The following is a 14,858-nucleotide window of genomic DNA, read 5'->3' as shown; positions in this document are numbered from 1 at the left end:
TTCATACCCCTATAGAGTTAAGAACTTTCTAAATCCCCCAGGATTAATGGTGAAAATCGGCTTTTGGGATCAAAATTTAGATAGCATTAATTGCTAAATAATTGGATGTTCGTCAGTGTTGAGCCTGATTATCTTTGGTGTGAAAAGTGAGAATTCAGGATTTTTAATTTTTATTTGATGTAATGAAAACTGCCTCTGGTCTGTGGGTTGTGATGCGGCGAGGTAATTGAGTAATGAAGTTCACCTTGCGGAAGGGGATATTTATTTCTCTTAGGATTATTCTTACACCTAATGCAGGGTGGATTTGATCTTAAAATGTCCGCGCGGAGAAGATTTTTACATATCATTAGCAATCTTGTGACCGCTTTGATTAGTGCAATTAATCAAAGCGGATGAGGGTTCAGCTTACTGGCTATGATTTATCTACGAAATATTTTATTTGGCTAAATCAATTGTTAATGTCTGGTGTTTATTTAATTGATAAAAAAAGATTGTGCATTTAGGAAGACCAGGCGACAAATATTGTCTGGTTGAGGTTACGTTGTGAATTAACGCTGAATTATGAGTCGGGCCAGCGACATTCGTCACTCATGGTTTGTGCCAGTGCGGCGGCAGCATGGGAGAGCTGGTGCTGCTTCAAGCGCAAAATGCCCACTCGCCGCTCAATCAGTGGTGAGACCAGCGGCACACAGACCGCACCCAACTCGCGCATCTGCTGAATGCAGAGTGCAGGTACGGCGCTGGCCCCCAATCCACTGGCGACCATTTTTCCAACGGTGACCAATTGATGACTTTCGTAAGCGACGTCGAGTCTTCTTCCTGCCTGTGCCAGTGACTGCTCAAGCAGCAGACGCACCGCCGAAGGACGCTGCAAGGTAATGAAATCCAGATGCAGCAGTTCACGCCAGCTCAGCTGTGGCTTATCCGCTAACGGGCTATCAGCGGGCACCACGGCAACAAAGAGGTCGCTACCCAGCGGGGTGAAGTGCAGCGCATCGGCCAGTTCGGGTTCAAAGGCGACACCCATCTCCACGCGTCCCTCCTGCACCATCTCCAGCACCGTTTCATTGATCACGTCATGCACCGCGATATTGACGCCGGGATAGCGCTGGCGAAAAGCCTTCAGCACCGCAGGCAGCAGGTTGCCAGCAAAAGAGGGCATGGCGGCAATCGACACTTTCCCCAGTTGCAGCGTAAAACGCAGATGCATCGCCTCTTCGGCATTTTCCCAATCCGCCAGCAGCCGTCGTGCCATGGGAAAAAAGATCTCACCTTCCGGCGTCAGTGATACGTGGCGGGTGGTGCGCATAAACAACGGTCCACCCAACGCTTCTTCTAATCCGCTGATCGCCAGGCTCAGCGCCGGTTGCGAAATCGCCAGACGTTCGCTGGCCTGGGCAAAACTCAAAGTGTGAGCGACCGCTAAGAACGCGCGTAACTGCTTGATAGTCATTTTCATTTTTCTTTTTGTTAACTTTATGTAAAACAAAGATTAACAGAATATTAATAAGAAAAGTAAATGAAAGGCCAATAAAAACAAAATTAACAAATCATTTTTGTGACGCGAGGATGGCTTTATTCGGTGAGCTGAGGAGATGTACAGCAATGGCAGGATTAGACAAACGCGTCACCAGTTATCAGCAGGCGCTGGCTGGATTGCAAGACAACATGACGCTGCTGGCGGGGGGATTTGGCCTGTGCGGTATTCCAGAAAATCTCATCGCCGAAATTCGTCAGCAGGGCATTAAGGGGCTGACCGTGGTCTCGAATAACTGCGGGGTGGATGGCTTTGGCCTCGGGCTGCTGCTGGAGAATCGGCAGATCAAAACCATGATCGCCTCTTACGTCGGTGAGAACGCGTTGTTCGAGCAGCAGATGCTCAGCGGTGAACTGGAAGTGATTCTCACGCCGCAGGGTACGCTGGCGGAAAAAGTGCGCGCAGGCGGCGCGGGTATCCCCGCATTTTATACGGCCACCGGCTATGGCACGCCAGTCGCAGAAGGTAAAGAAGTCAGAGAATTCGATGGGCGCCACTACATTCTGGAACAGGCGATACGCGGTGACTTCGCCATCGTCAAAGGCTGGAAAGCGGACTGGTACGGCAATGTGATCTATCGCCACACCGCGCAGAATTTCAACCCACTGATGGCAATGGCTGCCCGTGTCACCGTTGTTGAAGTTGAAGAGATTGTGGCGCCAGGTGAACTGGATCCAGCAGCTATTCATACGCCGGGCATTTATGTCGATCGCCTGATACAGGGCAACTTCGAGAAACGCATTGAGAAACGCACCCTGAGTGAAGGAGGCGCACATGCTCACGCGTGAACAGATGGCGCAGCGCGTGGCACAGGAGCTACGCGATGGTGATTACGTCAATCTCGGCATTGGTATGCCGACGCTGGTGGCCAACTACGTACCTGAGGGCATGGACGTAATGATGCAGTCGGAAAACGGTTTGTTGGGCATGGGGGCGTTTCCCACCGAAGCCGAACTGGATGCCGACATGATCAATGCCGGCAAACAGACGGTGACCGCAAGAAAGGGTGCGGCAATCTTCGATTCGGCACAGTCTTTCGCCATGATCCGCGGCGGCCATGTTGATCTTACCGTGCTGGGCGCGCTGGAAGTGGACGTCAGCGGCAACATCGCGTCGTGGATGATCCCCGGAAAAATGGTCAAGGGCATGGGCGGTGCGATGGATCTGGTGGCGGGTGCGGAAAACATCATCGTGATGATGACGCACGCATCAAAGCATGGCGAATCAAAACTGCTGTCCGAATGCACTTTGCCGCTTACCGGCGTCGGCTGTATTCGTAAAGTGATTACTGAACTCGGCTGGCTGGAGATTGAAGAGGGCGCTTTTGTGCTGCGTGAGTATGCGCCGGGCGTCACGCCCGATGAGATCCGTGCAAAGACGGCCGGGCAATTACGCATCGCCGATGATGTCCGTGAAATGCGTTTTTCCCAGGAGGCATCATGAACGAATGTGTGATTGTGGCAGCCACCCGCACGCCCATCGGCCGTTTTCACGGTGCGCTGGCGTCTCTTACTGCTGCAGAACTGGGCCAGCAGGTGATTGCCACACTGCTGAAACAAACCGCGCTCGATCCCACGCTAATCGATGAGGTCATTATGGGGCAGGTACTCACCGCTGGATGCGGGCAAAACCCTGCGCGCCAGGCGGCTGTGGCGGCGGGTGTGCCTTACAGCGTGCCAGCCAGCACGCTGAACATGGTATGTGGCTCAGGGCTGAAAGCGGTGATTCAGGCCGCGCAAGCCATTCAAAGCGGTGCCGCCGAGATCATTATCGCGGGCGGTCAGGAGAGTATGAGCCAATCCCCTTATCTGCTGCCGGAGGCGCGTGGCGGCTGTCGTTTGGGTCACAGTCAACTGATGGACAGCGTGATCCACGATGGTTTGTGGGATGCGTTTAACGACTACCACATGGGGATCACTGCCGAGAATCTTGCCGACGAATACCACATTAGCCGTGCCGATCAGGATGCCTTTGCCTTGCAATCCCAACAGAAAGCGGTAGCGGCACAGCAGCAGGGCGCCTTCCGTGCAGAAATCACGCCCGTCACGGTGGCGCAGGCTAAAGGCGAGACATTGGTGATCGGTGAAGATGAACAGCCACGCGCGGACAGTTCAGCCGAGCGGCTGGCGCGTTTGCATCCCGCCTTTAAAAAGGACGGCAGCGTGACCGCAGGTAATGCTTCCAGCCTGAATGATGGCGCGGCCGCCGTGCTGTTGATGTCAGCATCACGCGCCGCCGCATTGGGGTTACCGGTGCTGGCGCGATTGACCGGAAGCGGCATTGCTGGCGTGGATCCGGCGGTGATGGGTATCGGCCCGGTGGCTGCGACCAACAAAGCCCTGAAACAGGCTGGTTGGGAGCTGGATCAAGTGGACTTAATCGAAGCTAACGAAGCCTTTGCCGCTCAGGCTCTGGCGGTAGGCAAAGCGCTTAACTGGCAGCCGGAACGGGTCAATGTCAACGGCGGTGCCATTGCGCTGGGTCATCCGATTGGTGCCTCCGGCTGCCGCATTCTGGTGACGCTCATTCATGCCTTGCAGCAGCGTGAGCTGAAGCGCGGTCTGGCAACGCTGTGTGTTGGCGGCGGCATGGGCGTCGCCCTGGCGGTTGAACGCCCGGATTGAGGCGGACCGATTCAAATTATTGGCAATGTCTTTACCTTCAACCCTACAAAATAATAAGGAAGCAACATGAGTGTCGTTATTGCCCTCGCTGCGCTTGGGTTGCTGATGTTAGCCGCCTATCGCGGCTATAGCGTAATTTTGTTCGCCCCGATTGCCGCGCTGTTAGCGGTGCTGTTAACCGAACCGGCTGCGGTCGCGCCGGTGTTCAGCGGTCTGTTTATGGATAAGATGGTGGGCTTTGTGAAGCTCTACTTCCCGGTGTTTCTGCTGGGTGCCATCTTTGGCAAGTTGATTGAGCTATCCGGCTTCTCACGCTCGATCGTCACGGCGGCCATTGCGCTGCTAGGGCGTCGCCATGCCATCCCGGTGATTGTACTGGTGTGCGCACTGCTGACGTACGGCGGCGTGTCGCTGTTTGTGGTGGCCTTTGCCGTTTATCCGTTTGCCGCAGAACTGTTTCGTCAGAGCAATATCCCTAAGCGCTTGATTCCGGCAACGGTGGCTCTGGGTGCGTTCTCCTTCACCATGGATGCACTGCCCGGCACACCACAAATCCAGAACATCATTCCCGGTAGTTTCTTCGGCACTAACGCCTGGGCAGCACCGTGGCTGGGATTGATCGGATCGCTGTTTATTATCGTGGTGGGCTTGCTGTGGCTGGATCGGCAACGCCGTCGGGCACAGGCCAACCAGGAACCCTATGGCACTAACCTGAAGAATGAGCCAGAAACGGCGGAAGATGTTCGTTTGCCGCATCCGCTGATCGCCATTCTGCCGCTGATTCTGGTCGGAGTGCTCAATCTCTGCTTCACCTGGTGGATCCCGTCGTGGTACGGCGCGCAGAGCAGCATCACGCTACCGGGAAATCCCACGCCGATCCTCACCGATATTAAGAAAACCACCGCGATTTGGGCAGTACAGGCGGCGCTGCTCAGCGGCATTCTGGTGGTGCTGATTTTTGGCTGGCGCAACATTCGTGGTCGTCTGGCAGAAGGCAGTCGTACGGCGGTCGCCGGTGCGTTACTGGCGGCGATGAATACCGCCTCCGAGTACGGTTTTGGTGCGGTAATCGCTGCGTTGCCGGGCTTTGTCGTGCTGTCTGGCGTGCTGCAGGCGATTCCCAACCCGCTTCTCAATGAAGCGATCAGTATTACCGTGCTGGCGGGGATCACCGGTTCGGCATCGGGTGGGATGAGTATTGCGCTGGCAGCGATGGCAGAACACTTCGTGCAGGCGGCGCAGGCCACGGGGATTCCGATGGAAGTGCTGCACCGCGTGGCGGCGATGGCCAGCGGCGGGATGGACACACTGCCACACAATGGCGCGGTGATCACCTTGCTGGCGATCACCGGGTTAACACATAAAGAAGCGTATGGTGGCATCTTCGCCATCACCATTATCAAAAGTCTGGCCGTGCTGTTTGTGATTGGGGTGTTTTACCTCACCGGCATTGTCTGAAGGAGGATGAATCGATGCAATTAACGGGAAAAGTGGCACTGGTGACCGGGTCTACCAGCGGTATCGGATTAGGTATCGCGGAGCAACTGGCACTAGCGGGCGCCACGGTGATACTCAACGGTTTTGGCGAAGTGGAACACGCGAAAGCGATTATCACGGCCACCGGGGCAACAGTGGACTATCACGCGGCAGACATGTCCGATCCGCACCAAATCGCCGCGATGATTGAGTGGGCAGAGGCACACTATGGTGCGGTAGATATTCTGGTAAATAATGCCGGTATTCAGTACACCGCGCCGGTGGAATCTTTCCCGGTAGAGAAGTGGGATGCGATTATTGCCATCAATCTCTCTTCGGTGTTCCACACCAGTCGCGCCGTATTACCCGGTATGCAGGCACGTCACTGGGGGCGCATCATTAATATCGCCTCCGTGCATGGGCTGGTAGCATCGAAAGAGAAAGCCGCTTATGTCGCTGCGAAGCATGGGGTGGTAGGGCTGACAAAAGTGATTGCGCTGGAGAACGCGCAATCACCGATCACCTGCAACGCCATCTGTCCGGGCTGGGTGCTAACGCCGCTGGTGCAGCAGCAGATCGATAAACGCATTGCAGCCGGCGAGGATGCCGAAACCGCGCGCCTGGCGTTATTGTCAGAAAAACAACCTGCTCAGGCTTTTGTTACACCTGAGCAGTTGGGAGCATTGGTGCTGTTTCTGTGCAGTGAGGGCGGTGCGCAGGTGCGCGGCGCGGCCTGGAACATGGATGGCGGCTGGCTGGCGCAGTAATGCATCACGGCTTTATCCACGCGGCAATACACTCTTTCATCACGCGCAGGCGCTCATCCAGCGCCGCTTTGGCACTGAGATCCTGCTGGTAGATAATCGACAGCGTTGACTGATTGATCAGATAGAAAAAGCCCAGCGCGGAGATATTGATGTTGAGTTGCATCACATCGATATCCTCGCGCACGTTTCCTTCGACGCGTCCTCGTTGCAGCAATTGCTGGGTGATACTGCTCCAGCTCTTATTAATCTGCACGGTGATGTCAGAATCTTTGAGATGCCGCGCCTTGAGCTGATTTTCGCTGTTGAGTAGGCGAATGAATTCGGGATTTTTCAGGTAATAGTGCCAGGTGAACTCCACCAGCTGCAAAATTGCCTGATCGGCGGGGAGGTGATCGAGCATTAAGGCTGCTTCCTGCTCGCGAATGTCACGATAGGCTTCTTCCAGCACGCGGGTAAACAGTATGTCTTTGTTAGTGAAGTAGTAGTAAATCAGTTGCTTATTGGCATGAGCGCGTTCGGCGATGCTATCAACGCGTGCACCGTCGAATCCTTTCTCAGCGAACTCTGCGCGCGCGGCCATCAGTATCCGCACCTGCTTATCCGTGACATCCTCAATGTTACTCGCAACACGATCAACCAAAGCAGAATCCCCACATATCACTGTTTTACTGAGCATTATAGTGCCTCTTTTTGCGCATAAAACAAGGGCAAAAGATTTTCAACTAACTAGTTGGTTATGTGAATTCGATCAAAGTCAGGTCTCTTTCTGCCCATTATAGTGACGTCATCAACCAGTTAGTTGATTGATTATGAATCAGCGAACGGCGGAGCGTTGAAATAGATGTTGAACGTGTTACTTCCATCACAAACGACTTTGAGGTGAATACATGGCGCAGATTCCAGTGGGCATCATCATGCACGGCGTGACCGGGCGAATGGGTAAAAATCAACATCTCATCCGTTCGATTGTGCAGATTCGGCAGCAGGGCGGTGTGGCGCTGGCCAATGGCGACCGATTGATGCCCGATCCGATTCTGATTGGCCGCAACGCGGAAAAAATGGCTGCGCTGGCGCGGGAATTTGGTATCGAACGTTGGGGAACCAACATTGATGAAGCACTGAATAATCCGCATGACATCATCTTTTTTGATGCAGCCACCACCCAGGCACGTCCGGCTTTGCTGAAGAAAGCCATCAGCAAGGGGAAACACGTTTATTCGGAAAAGCCGGTAGCGATGGGGCTGGATGATGCGCTGGATCTATACCATTTCGCACTAGAAAAAGGCGTGTGTCACGGCGTGGTGCAGGACAAGCTATGGCTGCCGGGTCTGCAAAAGCTGCGTTTGCTAAATGAATCCGGCTTCTTTGGTCGCGTGTTATCGGTGCGCGGTGAATTTGGTTACTGGGTATTTGAAGGCGATCGCCAACCGGCCCAGCGTCCATCCTGGAACTACCGCAGCGAAGATGGCGGCGGCATTATCCTCGACATGATTTGCCACTGGCGCTACGTCATCGACAACCTGTTCGGTGAAATCAAAAGCCTGAGCTGCATCGGCGCAACCCACATTCCACAGCGCTGGGATGAACAGCAGCAACCTTATGACGCCACGGCGGATGACGCGGTGTACGCCACCTTCGAACTGCACAACGGCGCGATTGTTCAGATCAACAGTTCATGGTGCGTGCGCGTGCGCCGCGATGATCTGGTGACATTCCAGGTGGATGGCGTCAACGGTTCAGCGGTGGCTGGCCTTAGCGATTGCTTTACGCAGGCTAGCGTCAACACGCCAAAGCCGGTGTGGAATCCGGATATCCGTCAAACCCATAGCTTCTTCGATGACTGGGCCAGCGTGCCGGATACCCAGGTCTATGACAATGCATTCAAAGTGCAGTGGGAGCTGTTTTTACGCCACGTCTGGGGCGAAGGGGAATATCGCTGGGATCTGCTGGAAGGAGCCAAAGGTCTGCAACTAGTCGATCTGGCTCTGAAAAGCTGGAAAGAGCGCCGCTGGGTTGATGTGCCATCGCTGGAACGCTAAGGAGCTGAACATGAGTCGTCCCCATTCCGAACAACTTTCCCTGAACACCGCGACCGTGCGCCAGCAGTGGGATTTGCGGCAAATTATTGAAGGTTGTGCGCGCCATGAGATTCGCGGCATCTCGCCGTGGCGCGATCAGGTAGCAAATATCGGTTTAGCAGAAGCGGCGCGGCTGATTCGTCATCACGATCTGCGGGTGAGTGGCTACTGCCGGGGTGGCATGTTTCCCGGCGTTGATCAGCAAGCACGCCAGGCGACCCTGGCCGACAACCAGCGAGCGGTGGATGAAGCGCTGGAATTGGGCGCAGAGTGCCTGGTGCTGGTGGTCGGCGGTTTACCGGCAGGTTCGAAAGATCTGCCGGGGGCGCGACAGCAAGTGCGTGATGGACTCAGCGCACTGCTGGAGTACGCCCGCGCGGGTGGCATGCCGCTGGCGATTGAGCCGCTGCATCCCATGTACGCAGCGGACCGCGCCTGCATTAACACGCTGAAGCAGGCTAACGATCTCTGCGATGAATTGGGTGAGGATGGACTGGGGATTGCCGTCGATGTCTATCACACCTGGTGGGATGCTGAGTTTTATCAGGAAATCGCCCGTGCGGGTCTGAAACGGCTGCTGGCGTTTCATATCTGCGACTGGCTCACGCCTACGCGGGATCTGCTGGAAGATCGCGGCATGATGGGCGATGGCGTTATCGATATCCGCGCGATGCGGGAAGCGGTAGAAGCCCAGGGTTATCGCGGACTACATGAAGTGGAAATTTTCTCCCGCCTGAACTGGTGGACTCAGGATCCAGATGAGGTGCTTAAGACCTGCAAGGCTCGCCATCTGGCGCACGGTTAACCGTATCTGACAGAGCTGAAAAGCTGTTTTCGTCGGTCACAGACATTGTCGAGGAAAAGATGAATACAGATACCCGCAAAATGATTCTGGTCACCGTGCTGTGCGGCCTTGGCTACATGATGTACTCGGTGGATCGCATGACGGTGTCATCAGCCATCGGGCTGATCGCCGGAGAGTTCGGTCTCGGTAAAGCGGAGAGTGGCATTCTGCTCTCCTCCTTCTTTTTTGGCTTCATCGTCTTTCTGTTCATTTCCGGCATTATCGCCGACAAGTTAAGCGGTAAACCGGTATTGATTCTCGGCCTGATGATGTTTTCACTGGCGACACTGCTAACCGGTGTTGCGGGCAGCATGACCAGCCTGATTTTTTACCGCGTGATGACGGGCATCGGTGAGGGCATCTTCTGGCCTGCCGCCTCGCTCGAAGTGGCCAACGTGACCAGCGAAAAACAGCGCACCACCGTGATGTCACTCTATTGGATGGGGTATCCGATTGGCGGATTCCTCGGTACATGGATGGGCGCCATGCTCGGTCCGATCTTTGGCTGGCGCGTGGTGTTCTACGTGGCGGGCGCGATGGGCATGCTGGTGGCGCTGTTGTATCTGGTGCTGGTGAAAAATGATCGTAAACCTGCCGAGTTGATTGCACGCCAGGCAGCGGAAAAAGTGCCATTAAAAACCTTGTTCCGCCATGCGCCGGTGTTGCTGATGGCTGCGTTCTATTTCGTGCTGCTGGCAGGCTGGTGGATTGTGCTGCTGTGGGCACCGAGCTATTTGATGCAGGTAAAAAATCTGTCGATTGGCACTGCAGGCACCATCGCCAGTCTGCTGGGCATTACAGGTGCGCTGGGCGGTTTTGTATTGGGGCGCTACTGCGACAAGGGCGATTTCAAACGTCGTCGCACCATTCTGATGACCATTACTTTTATCAGCGGGCTGGTGATGGCCGCCATGGCATTCAATCTCTCGGTGCCGTTGGTGATTGTGCTGGTGCTGATCCTCGGTTTCCTTGGCTATCCGATTACACCCATTGTTCTCTCGCTCACCGCTGAACTGGTGCCGCCTTCTCTGCGTGGTTCCGCCATCGGCTTTGTGATGAATATGGGAATGGCGGCGGGCGGCATCTCGCCGATTGTGGCGGGTTATTACGCGCAACATTACACCTTGCAACCGGTCTGGCTGGTCGCCGCCTGCGTCATTATCTGCAGCAGCCTGGTATTGCTGGGGGTGCGTCGCCTGCCTATCGGAAGCCACAACAGTTCGCAGAATGTGATGCCGTCCGGGCATCTGGCAAAACACTGAAATAAGGAACAGAACCATGTCTGTGAGCAATAAAGTGCGTTTACTGGATCGCAACGGTCAGCCCTACAGCTACATCATGCAGGGTGAGCGCCACTGGAGCGTACCGGTGAAACCGCTATTTAACCGTGACGTGTATGCCGCTGCGCATGTGGTTGCCGACCCGCAGCGCATGCAAAATCCACATAGCGATATGGCGATTGACTGGGACAGCACGCTGGAATATCGCCATCATTTAATGTCGCTGGGATTGGGCATCGCGGAAGCCATGGATACCGCGCAACGCGGCATGGGGCTGGATTGGCCAACCGCGCTGGAGCTTATAAAACGCAGCGTTGAGCAAGCGAAAACTTATCCGGGGGCACGGGTCGCCAGCGGGGCTGGCACCGATCATCTGACGGACTTTTCCCAACTGACTCTACAGGATGTGATTGCCGCGTATGAGCAGCAAATCTCAGCAATCGAAGCCTGTGGCGGCCGTATTATCTTAATGGCCAGTCGCGCGCTCGCTGCCATTGCTAAGGGGCCAGAGGATTACATCACCGTTTACAGCACGCTTCTGCGCCAGGTGCGTGAGCCGGTTATTTTGCACTGGCTGGGGGACATGTTTGATCCCGCACTACGCGGTTACTGGGGGGGCGCGACGATTCACAGTGCGATGGAGGTCTGTCTGGCGGTGATTCGCGAAAATGAGGCAAAAGTAGAGGGGATAAAGATCTCACTGCTGGATAAAGATCGTGAAATTGAGATGCGGCGCCAGCTGCCGGCTTCCGTCAAAATGTATACCGGCGATGACTTTAACTATCCCGAACTGATCGCCGGTGATGAGCAAGGCTTCTCGCATGCGCTGCTGGGCATTCTCGACGGCATTGCACCGGCCGCCACCAGCGCACTGCATGCATTAGCACAGGGCGATCGCGCCAGCTTTGAACGGATTCTGGCACCGACAGTGCCGCTGGCACGCCATTTGTTCTCGGCACCCACGCAGTATTACAAGGCGGGCATCGTGTTCCTGGCCTGGTTGAATGGCCATCAGAAGCATTTCACCTTGCTGGGCGGCATGCAGAGTGCGCGCAGTCTGACGCACTACTCTGAAGCCTTTAGACTGGCGGATGAGGCTGGTTTGTTGAATAACGCGGATGTGGCTGCTGAACGCATGTGGTCGCTGGCGAAGTTGCACGGCATCTAACTCATCGTCCTAATCGCAATTAGACGCTAATTAAGCCGCCTGACTTTTTGACGGAAAAAAAGACTGACTCAGTTAGAGTGAAAAAAAGCCCGCCATTGGCGGGCTTGATAGCAGCGGCTATCGAATAATCTCGTAGGTGACGCGCGTGTATGTACTGCAACCACGATTGTGGCATTCCATTATTGCAGGAATATTTTGTTACTGAACATACCGTTTCCTGATGGCTGTATAGCCGTGGGCTTCAAGCGCTGACTCATACGTATTGAATATTGAGCGCCCCCTGTGCTGATGTCGTGATCTGCGCCTGAACCCGCCACGTTGTGTGTATGCGTTCGGGTGTGAGGACGGCTTTGGGCTTACCCGTTGAAACCACGCGACCCTGATCGAGTACCACAAGGTGTTGGCAATATTTTGCCGCCAGATTCAGATCGTGAAGAGCAATCACCACCGTCACGGGCAACGAAGAGATAAGACGCATCAATTCAAGCTGGAATTGGATGTCGAGGTGATTGACGGGTTCATCCAGCAGTAAAACATCCGGTTTTTGCGCCAAGGCGCGGGCGATTTGGCAACGCTGGCGCTCACCGCCGGATAATCGTTGCCAGCAGCGGTCGACCAAATTTTCCAGTTGCATTAACGCCACCGCCTCGTCAACGGCGCTGGCATCCTCTGCCGTCCAGAACTGGAATGCGCCACGATGAGGTGTGCGCCCGAGACGAATAATGTCAATCACCGTGAGTTCATCATCGGCCTCGGCGTGTTGCGGGACAAAGGCCAGTTTGCGCGCCAGCTGATTGCGCGAAAGTTGGTTCAGCCTCAGTTCGCCGAGCGTTATCTTCGCGCCTGTATCAGGCATTAGCCCAGCCAGCGCACGCAGTAGCGTAGATTTTCCTGAACCGTTGGGCCCAAGCAAACCTACGGTTGCAGACTGAGCTGCGTCGAAGGAGACCGTGGTGAGGATGCGACGCGCTTGAAGTTGGACGCTGAGGTCACTGACCGATATCGTCATCGTTTAGTTGCCCTTTCGTTGATAGAGAAGGAAGGCAAAAGCAGGGGCGCCCAATAATGCAGTCACCACGCCAATGGGTAAAACCTGATGTGCGATCAACGTTCTCGACATCAAGTCGGCAAGGATCATGAAATGGCAGCCCGACAGGAATGTCACGGGAAGGGTGATAAGGTGTCGCTGTCCAACCAGCATGCGGGTCACGTGCGGGATGACCAATCCGATAAATCCCACCGCCCCAATTGAGCTGACAATCACCGCCGTGATGAATGCCGTAATCAACAGCAACACCACCCGCACTTTCACAACCGGAGTACCTAACGTTACCGAGACATCGACACCAAATGAAAACGTGTCCAGCGTGCGTGCATAGCACATGATCACCCCAAATCCGCTGACGATGACGATGGCGCACAGAACGGCATCTGGCCAGCGAACGCCGCTTAAACTGCCTAAGAGCCAAAACATCACACCGCGCGATTGCTCCGCATTGGCTGATGTGCTGACGATGTAAGACGTGAGCGCATTGAACAGCTGTGTTCCGGCAATCCCGGCCAAAATGATGCGCCCGGTGTTTTCCCCCATCCCTCGTGAGAGCAATATGATCAAGCCAAATGCCAGGCAAGCGCCGGCAAAGGCACCACTGCCAACCGTCAACACGCCGCTGCCAATACCCAGCAGCATCACCATTACGGCCCCGGTGGAAGCACCCGCAGAGATACCCAACAGATAGGGTTCCGCCAGCGGGTTTCTTAACAACGATTGCAACACCAGGCCACATATCGCTAAGCCACCTCCACTGCAGGCGGCCATAAAGGCCCGGCTCATCCGATATTGCCAGACGATGCCAGCTTCAACGGGAGGGAGATCATAATGCGTCAAGCCCACCCCGTTGGTGATCGCCTGGAAAGTGGCGCTCAATGAAATGGACATATCGCCAATGCTGGATGAGAAGATCATCATCACGGGCAAGCTGATAAGGCCCGTGATGAAAATAAAGCCGATCTTAAATGGGTAAGCCCGATTCATACTATTTAAACGCGGCAATCTTCTGACCGATCAGTTCAACCGCATCGACATTGCGCAGGGACGGATTGAGTGACATCGCAGGCACGACCACGATATGACCCTGCTTAACCGCGTTCATTTCTCGTGTGACGGGATCGCTTTTGAGAAAGGCTTGCTTTACCGCGACATCATCGGCCGGATACAGCCTTCTATCCATGCTGGCGATGACGATGATATCGGGCTGAGACTGTGCGATATGTTCCCAACTCACGGCGGGCCATTCATCGGAGGAATCAATGATATTTTTGAGGCCTAGAGTCTGAGTGATCCAGCCTGGCGCACCATCACTGCCTGCGATCCACGGATCGCCTTTAAGGCGTGTGCTTGAGAACCAATACACCACCTTAAGGGGTTTGCTGGTGTGAAGCGCCGCCTGTTGTTGTGCCTGAGCGATTCGTGCAGATAACTTCTCCTTTAAAGCATCGCCACGCTCCGTCACATCGAAGATGTTGGCAAGCGCGGTGATTTCATCATAAATCACCTCAATCGAGTAAGGTTTCACGCGCGCACCGTCGCCGTTTGAAGTGGCGGTGACCGATTTGCCCTGACAATCAGCAGGTGAAATCCAGCTTTTGATGCCAGGTTGTTCAAATTGATCGCGAGTAGCGACTTCACCCTGAGGCCCAACATGCCAACTGTACTGCGCCAAAACCAAATCAGGTTTTTGCGCGACGACGGCTTCAAAGCCCGGTGAGTTGTCCGCGAGGCGTTTAAGGCCACTGCCAGCCTGTGCTAATTCAGGGGGGAGAGGGCCGAACCAGACGGCGGTTCCCGCGATTTTACTCTCCAGGCCAAGTGCCAGAAGGAGTTCTGTTTCATGCTGACCAATGGTCACCACGCGTGCAGGTGGTCGTGAAAAGGTTTCCGTTTTACCGCAGTTTTCAATGTTGAGTGGAAAGGCGGAAGCCAGTGCGGCTGAACTGCTGAATACCATTATGAGTGCTAAAAGGCGGGTCGAAAAAGTGCGCATGATTTACCGATTACGTAGTGTTATGTTATAACGTAACATA

14 protein-coding genes are annotated in these 14,858 nt (G+C 54.8%); 9 read left to right on the top strand and 5 right to left on the bottom strand.

Annotated elements, in window-relative coordinates; genetic code table 11:
* Nucleotides 1-559: 559 nt before the first annotated feature.
* A complete protein-coding gene (locus tag AC1MDE_RS02070) occupies nucleotides 560-1,459 on the bottom strand; it encodes a LysR family transcriptional regulator (RefSeq protein WP_480344169.1) in 900 nt (299 codons plus the stop codon).
* A gap of 146 nt (nucleotides 1,460-1,605) precedes the next feature.
* On the opposite strand from AC1MDE_RS02070, the gene AC1MDE_RS02065 reads away from it, so the two are divergent.
* The 5 genes from AC1MDE_RS02065 to AC1MDE_RS02045 all read left to right on the top strand — a co-directional run bounded on the left by AC1MDE_RS02065 (nucleotide 1,606) and on the right by AC1MDE_RS02045 (nucleotide 6,404).
* The gene (locus AC1MDE_RS02065; RefSeq protein WP_058961253.1) at nucleotides 1,606-2,325 is read left to right on the top strand and encodes a CoA transferase subunit A; all 720 of its coding nucleotides are present in this window, start codon (nucleotides 1,606-1,608) and stop codon (nucleotides 2,323-2,325) included.
* Entirely contained in the window at nucleotides 2,312-2,980 is a 669-nt protein-coding gene (locus AC1MDE_RS02060; protein ID WP_479400031.1) for a CoA transferase subunit B, read from the top strand. Before AC1MDE_RS02065 ends, AC1MDE_RS02060 begins: the two co-directional genes overlap by 14 nt.
* Nucleotides 2,977-4,161: an acetyl-CoA C-acetyltransferase gene (locus AC1MDE_RS02055; protein ID WP_058961256.1), complete on the top strand. Its 1,185-nt coding sequence runs from the start codon at nucleotides 2,977-2,979 to the stop codon at nucleotides 4,159-4,161. The genes AC1MDE_RS02060 and AC1MDE_RS02055 overlap by 4 nt, the downstream gene beginning before the upstream one ends.
* A 66-nt stretch (nucleotides 4,162-4,227) precedes the next feature.
* A complete protein-coding gene (locus AC1MDE_RS02050; RefSeq protein ID WP_058961258.1) occupies nucleotides 4,228-5,619 on the top strand; it encodes a GntP family permease in 1,392 nt (463 codons plus the stop codon).
* Between the two features lie 14 nt (nucleotides 5,620-5,633).
* The gene (locus AC1MDE_RS02045; protein WP_058961260.1) at nucleotides 5,634-6,404 is read left to right on the top strand and encodes a 3-hydroxybutyrate dehydrogenase; all 771 of its coding nucleotides are present in this window, start codon (nucleotides 5,634-5,636) and stop codon (nucleotides 6,402-6,404) included.
* A 4-nt stretch (nucleotides 6,405-6,408) separates the two neighbouring features.
* Here AC1MDE_RS02045 and AC1MDE_RS02040 read toward each other — a convergent pair whose 3' ends face one another.
* Nucleotides 6,409-7,044 carry a TetR/AcrR family transcriptional regulator gene (locus tag AC1MDE_RS02040; RefSeq protein WP_479414974.1) on the bottom strand — a complete coding sequence of 212 codons (636 nt, stop codon included), beginning with the start codon at nucleotides 7,042-7,044 and terminating at the stop codon, nucleotides 6,409-6,411.
* 247 nt (nucleotides 7,045-7,291) lie between these two features.
* Here AC1MDE_RS02040 and AC1MDE_RS02035 point away from each other — a divergent pair, with 247 nt between their 5' ends.
* Genes AC1MDE_RS02035 through AC1MDE_RS02020 form a run of 4 tightly spaced genes read left to right on the top strand, consistent with a single transcriptional unit; the run spans nucleotide 7,292 to nucleotide 11,774 of the window.
* Nucleotides 7,292-8,443 carry a Gfo/Idh/MocA family protein gene (locus tag AC1MDE_RS02035; RefSeq protein WP_479414973.1) on the top strand — a complete coding sequence of 384 codons (1,152 nt, stop codon included), beginning with the start codon at nucleotides 7,292-7,294 and terminating at the stop codon, nucleotides 8,441-8,443.
* Nucleotides 8,444-8,453: 10 nt separating this feature from the next.
* Entirely contained in the window at nucleotides 8,454-9,287 is an 834-nt protein-coding gene (locus tag AC1MDE_RS02030) for a sugar phosphate isomerase/epimerase family protein (protein ID WP_479414972.1), read from the top strand.
* Between the two features lie 59 nt (nucleotides 9,288-9,346).
* Nucleotides 9,347-10,588 carry an MFS transporter gene (locus AC1MDE_RS02025; RefSeq protein WP_097117783.1) on the top strand — a complete coding sequence of 414 codons (1,242 nt, stop codon included), beginning with the start codon at nucleotides 9,347-9,349 and terminating at the stop codon, nucleotides 10,586-10,588.
* A 16-nt stretch (nucleotides 10,589-10,604) separates the two neighbouring features.
* Nucleotides 10,605-11,774 carry a dihydrodipicolinate synthase family protein gene (locus AC1MDE_RS02020; protein ID WP_479414971.1) on the top strand — a complete coding sequence of 390 codons (1,170 nt, stop codon included), beginning with the start codon at nucleotides 10,605-10,607 and terminating at the stop codon, nucleotides 11,772-11,774.
* A gap of 253 nt (nucleotides 11,775-12,027) precedes the next feature.
* Here AC1MDE_RS02020 and AC1MDE_RS02015 read toward each other — a convergent pair whose 3' ends face one another.
* From AC1MDE_RS02015 to AC1MDE_RS02005, 3 genes are read right to left on the bottom strand one after another with little or no spacing between them, the layout of a single operon-like run.
* Nucleotides 12,028-12,783 carry an ABC transporter ATP-binding protein gene (locus tag AC1MDE_RS02015; protein WP_166934148.1) on the bottom strand — a complete coding sequence of 252 codons (756 nt, stop codon included), beginning with the start codon at nucleotides 12,781-12,783 and terminating at the stop codon, nucleotides 12,028-12,030.
* A gap of 3 nt (nucleotides 12,784-12,786) precedes the next feature.
* A complete protein-coding gene (locus tag AC1MDE_RS02010) occupies nucleotides 12,787-13,809 on the bottom strand; it encodes a FecCD family ABC transporter permease (protein WP_479414970.1) in 1,023 nt (340 codons plus the stop codon).
* A gap of 1 nt (nucleotide 13,810) precedes the next feature.
* Complete coding sequence (locus tag AC1MDE_RS02005) at nucleotides 13,811-14,782, bottom strand: ABC transporter substrate-binding protein (RefSeq protein ID WP_479414969.1); 972 nt, start codon at nucleotides 14,780-14,782, stop codon at nucleotides 13,811-13,813.
* Between the last annotated feature and the right edge of the window lie 76 nt (nucleotides 14,783-14,858).

Source organism: Pantoea folii (assembly GCF_056678875.1).
The sequence above is the reverse complement of the archived record's forward strand: the minus strand, read 5'-3'. Positions and strand labels throughout refer to the sequence as shown.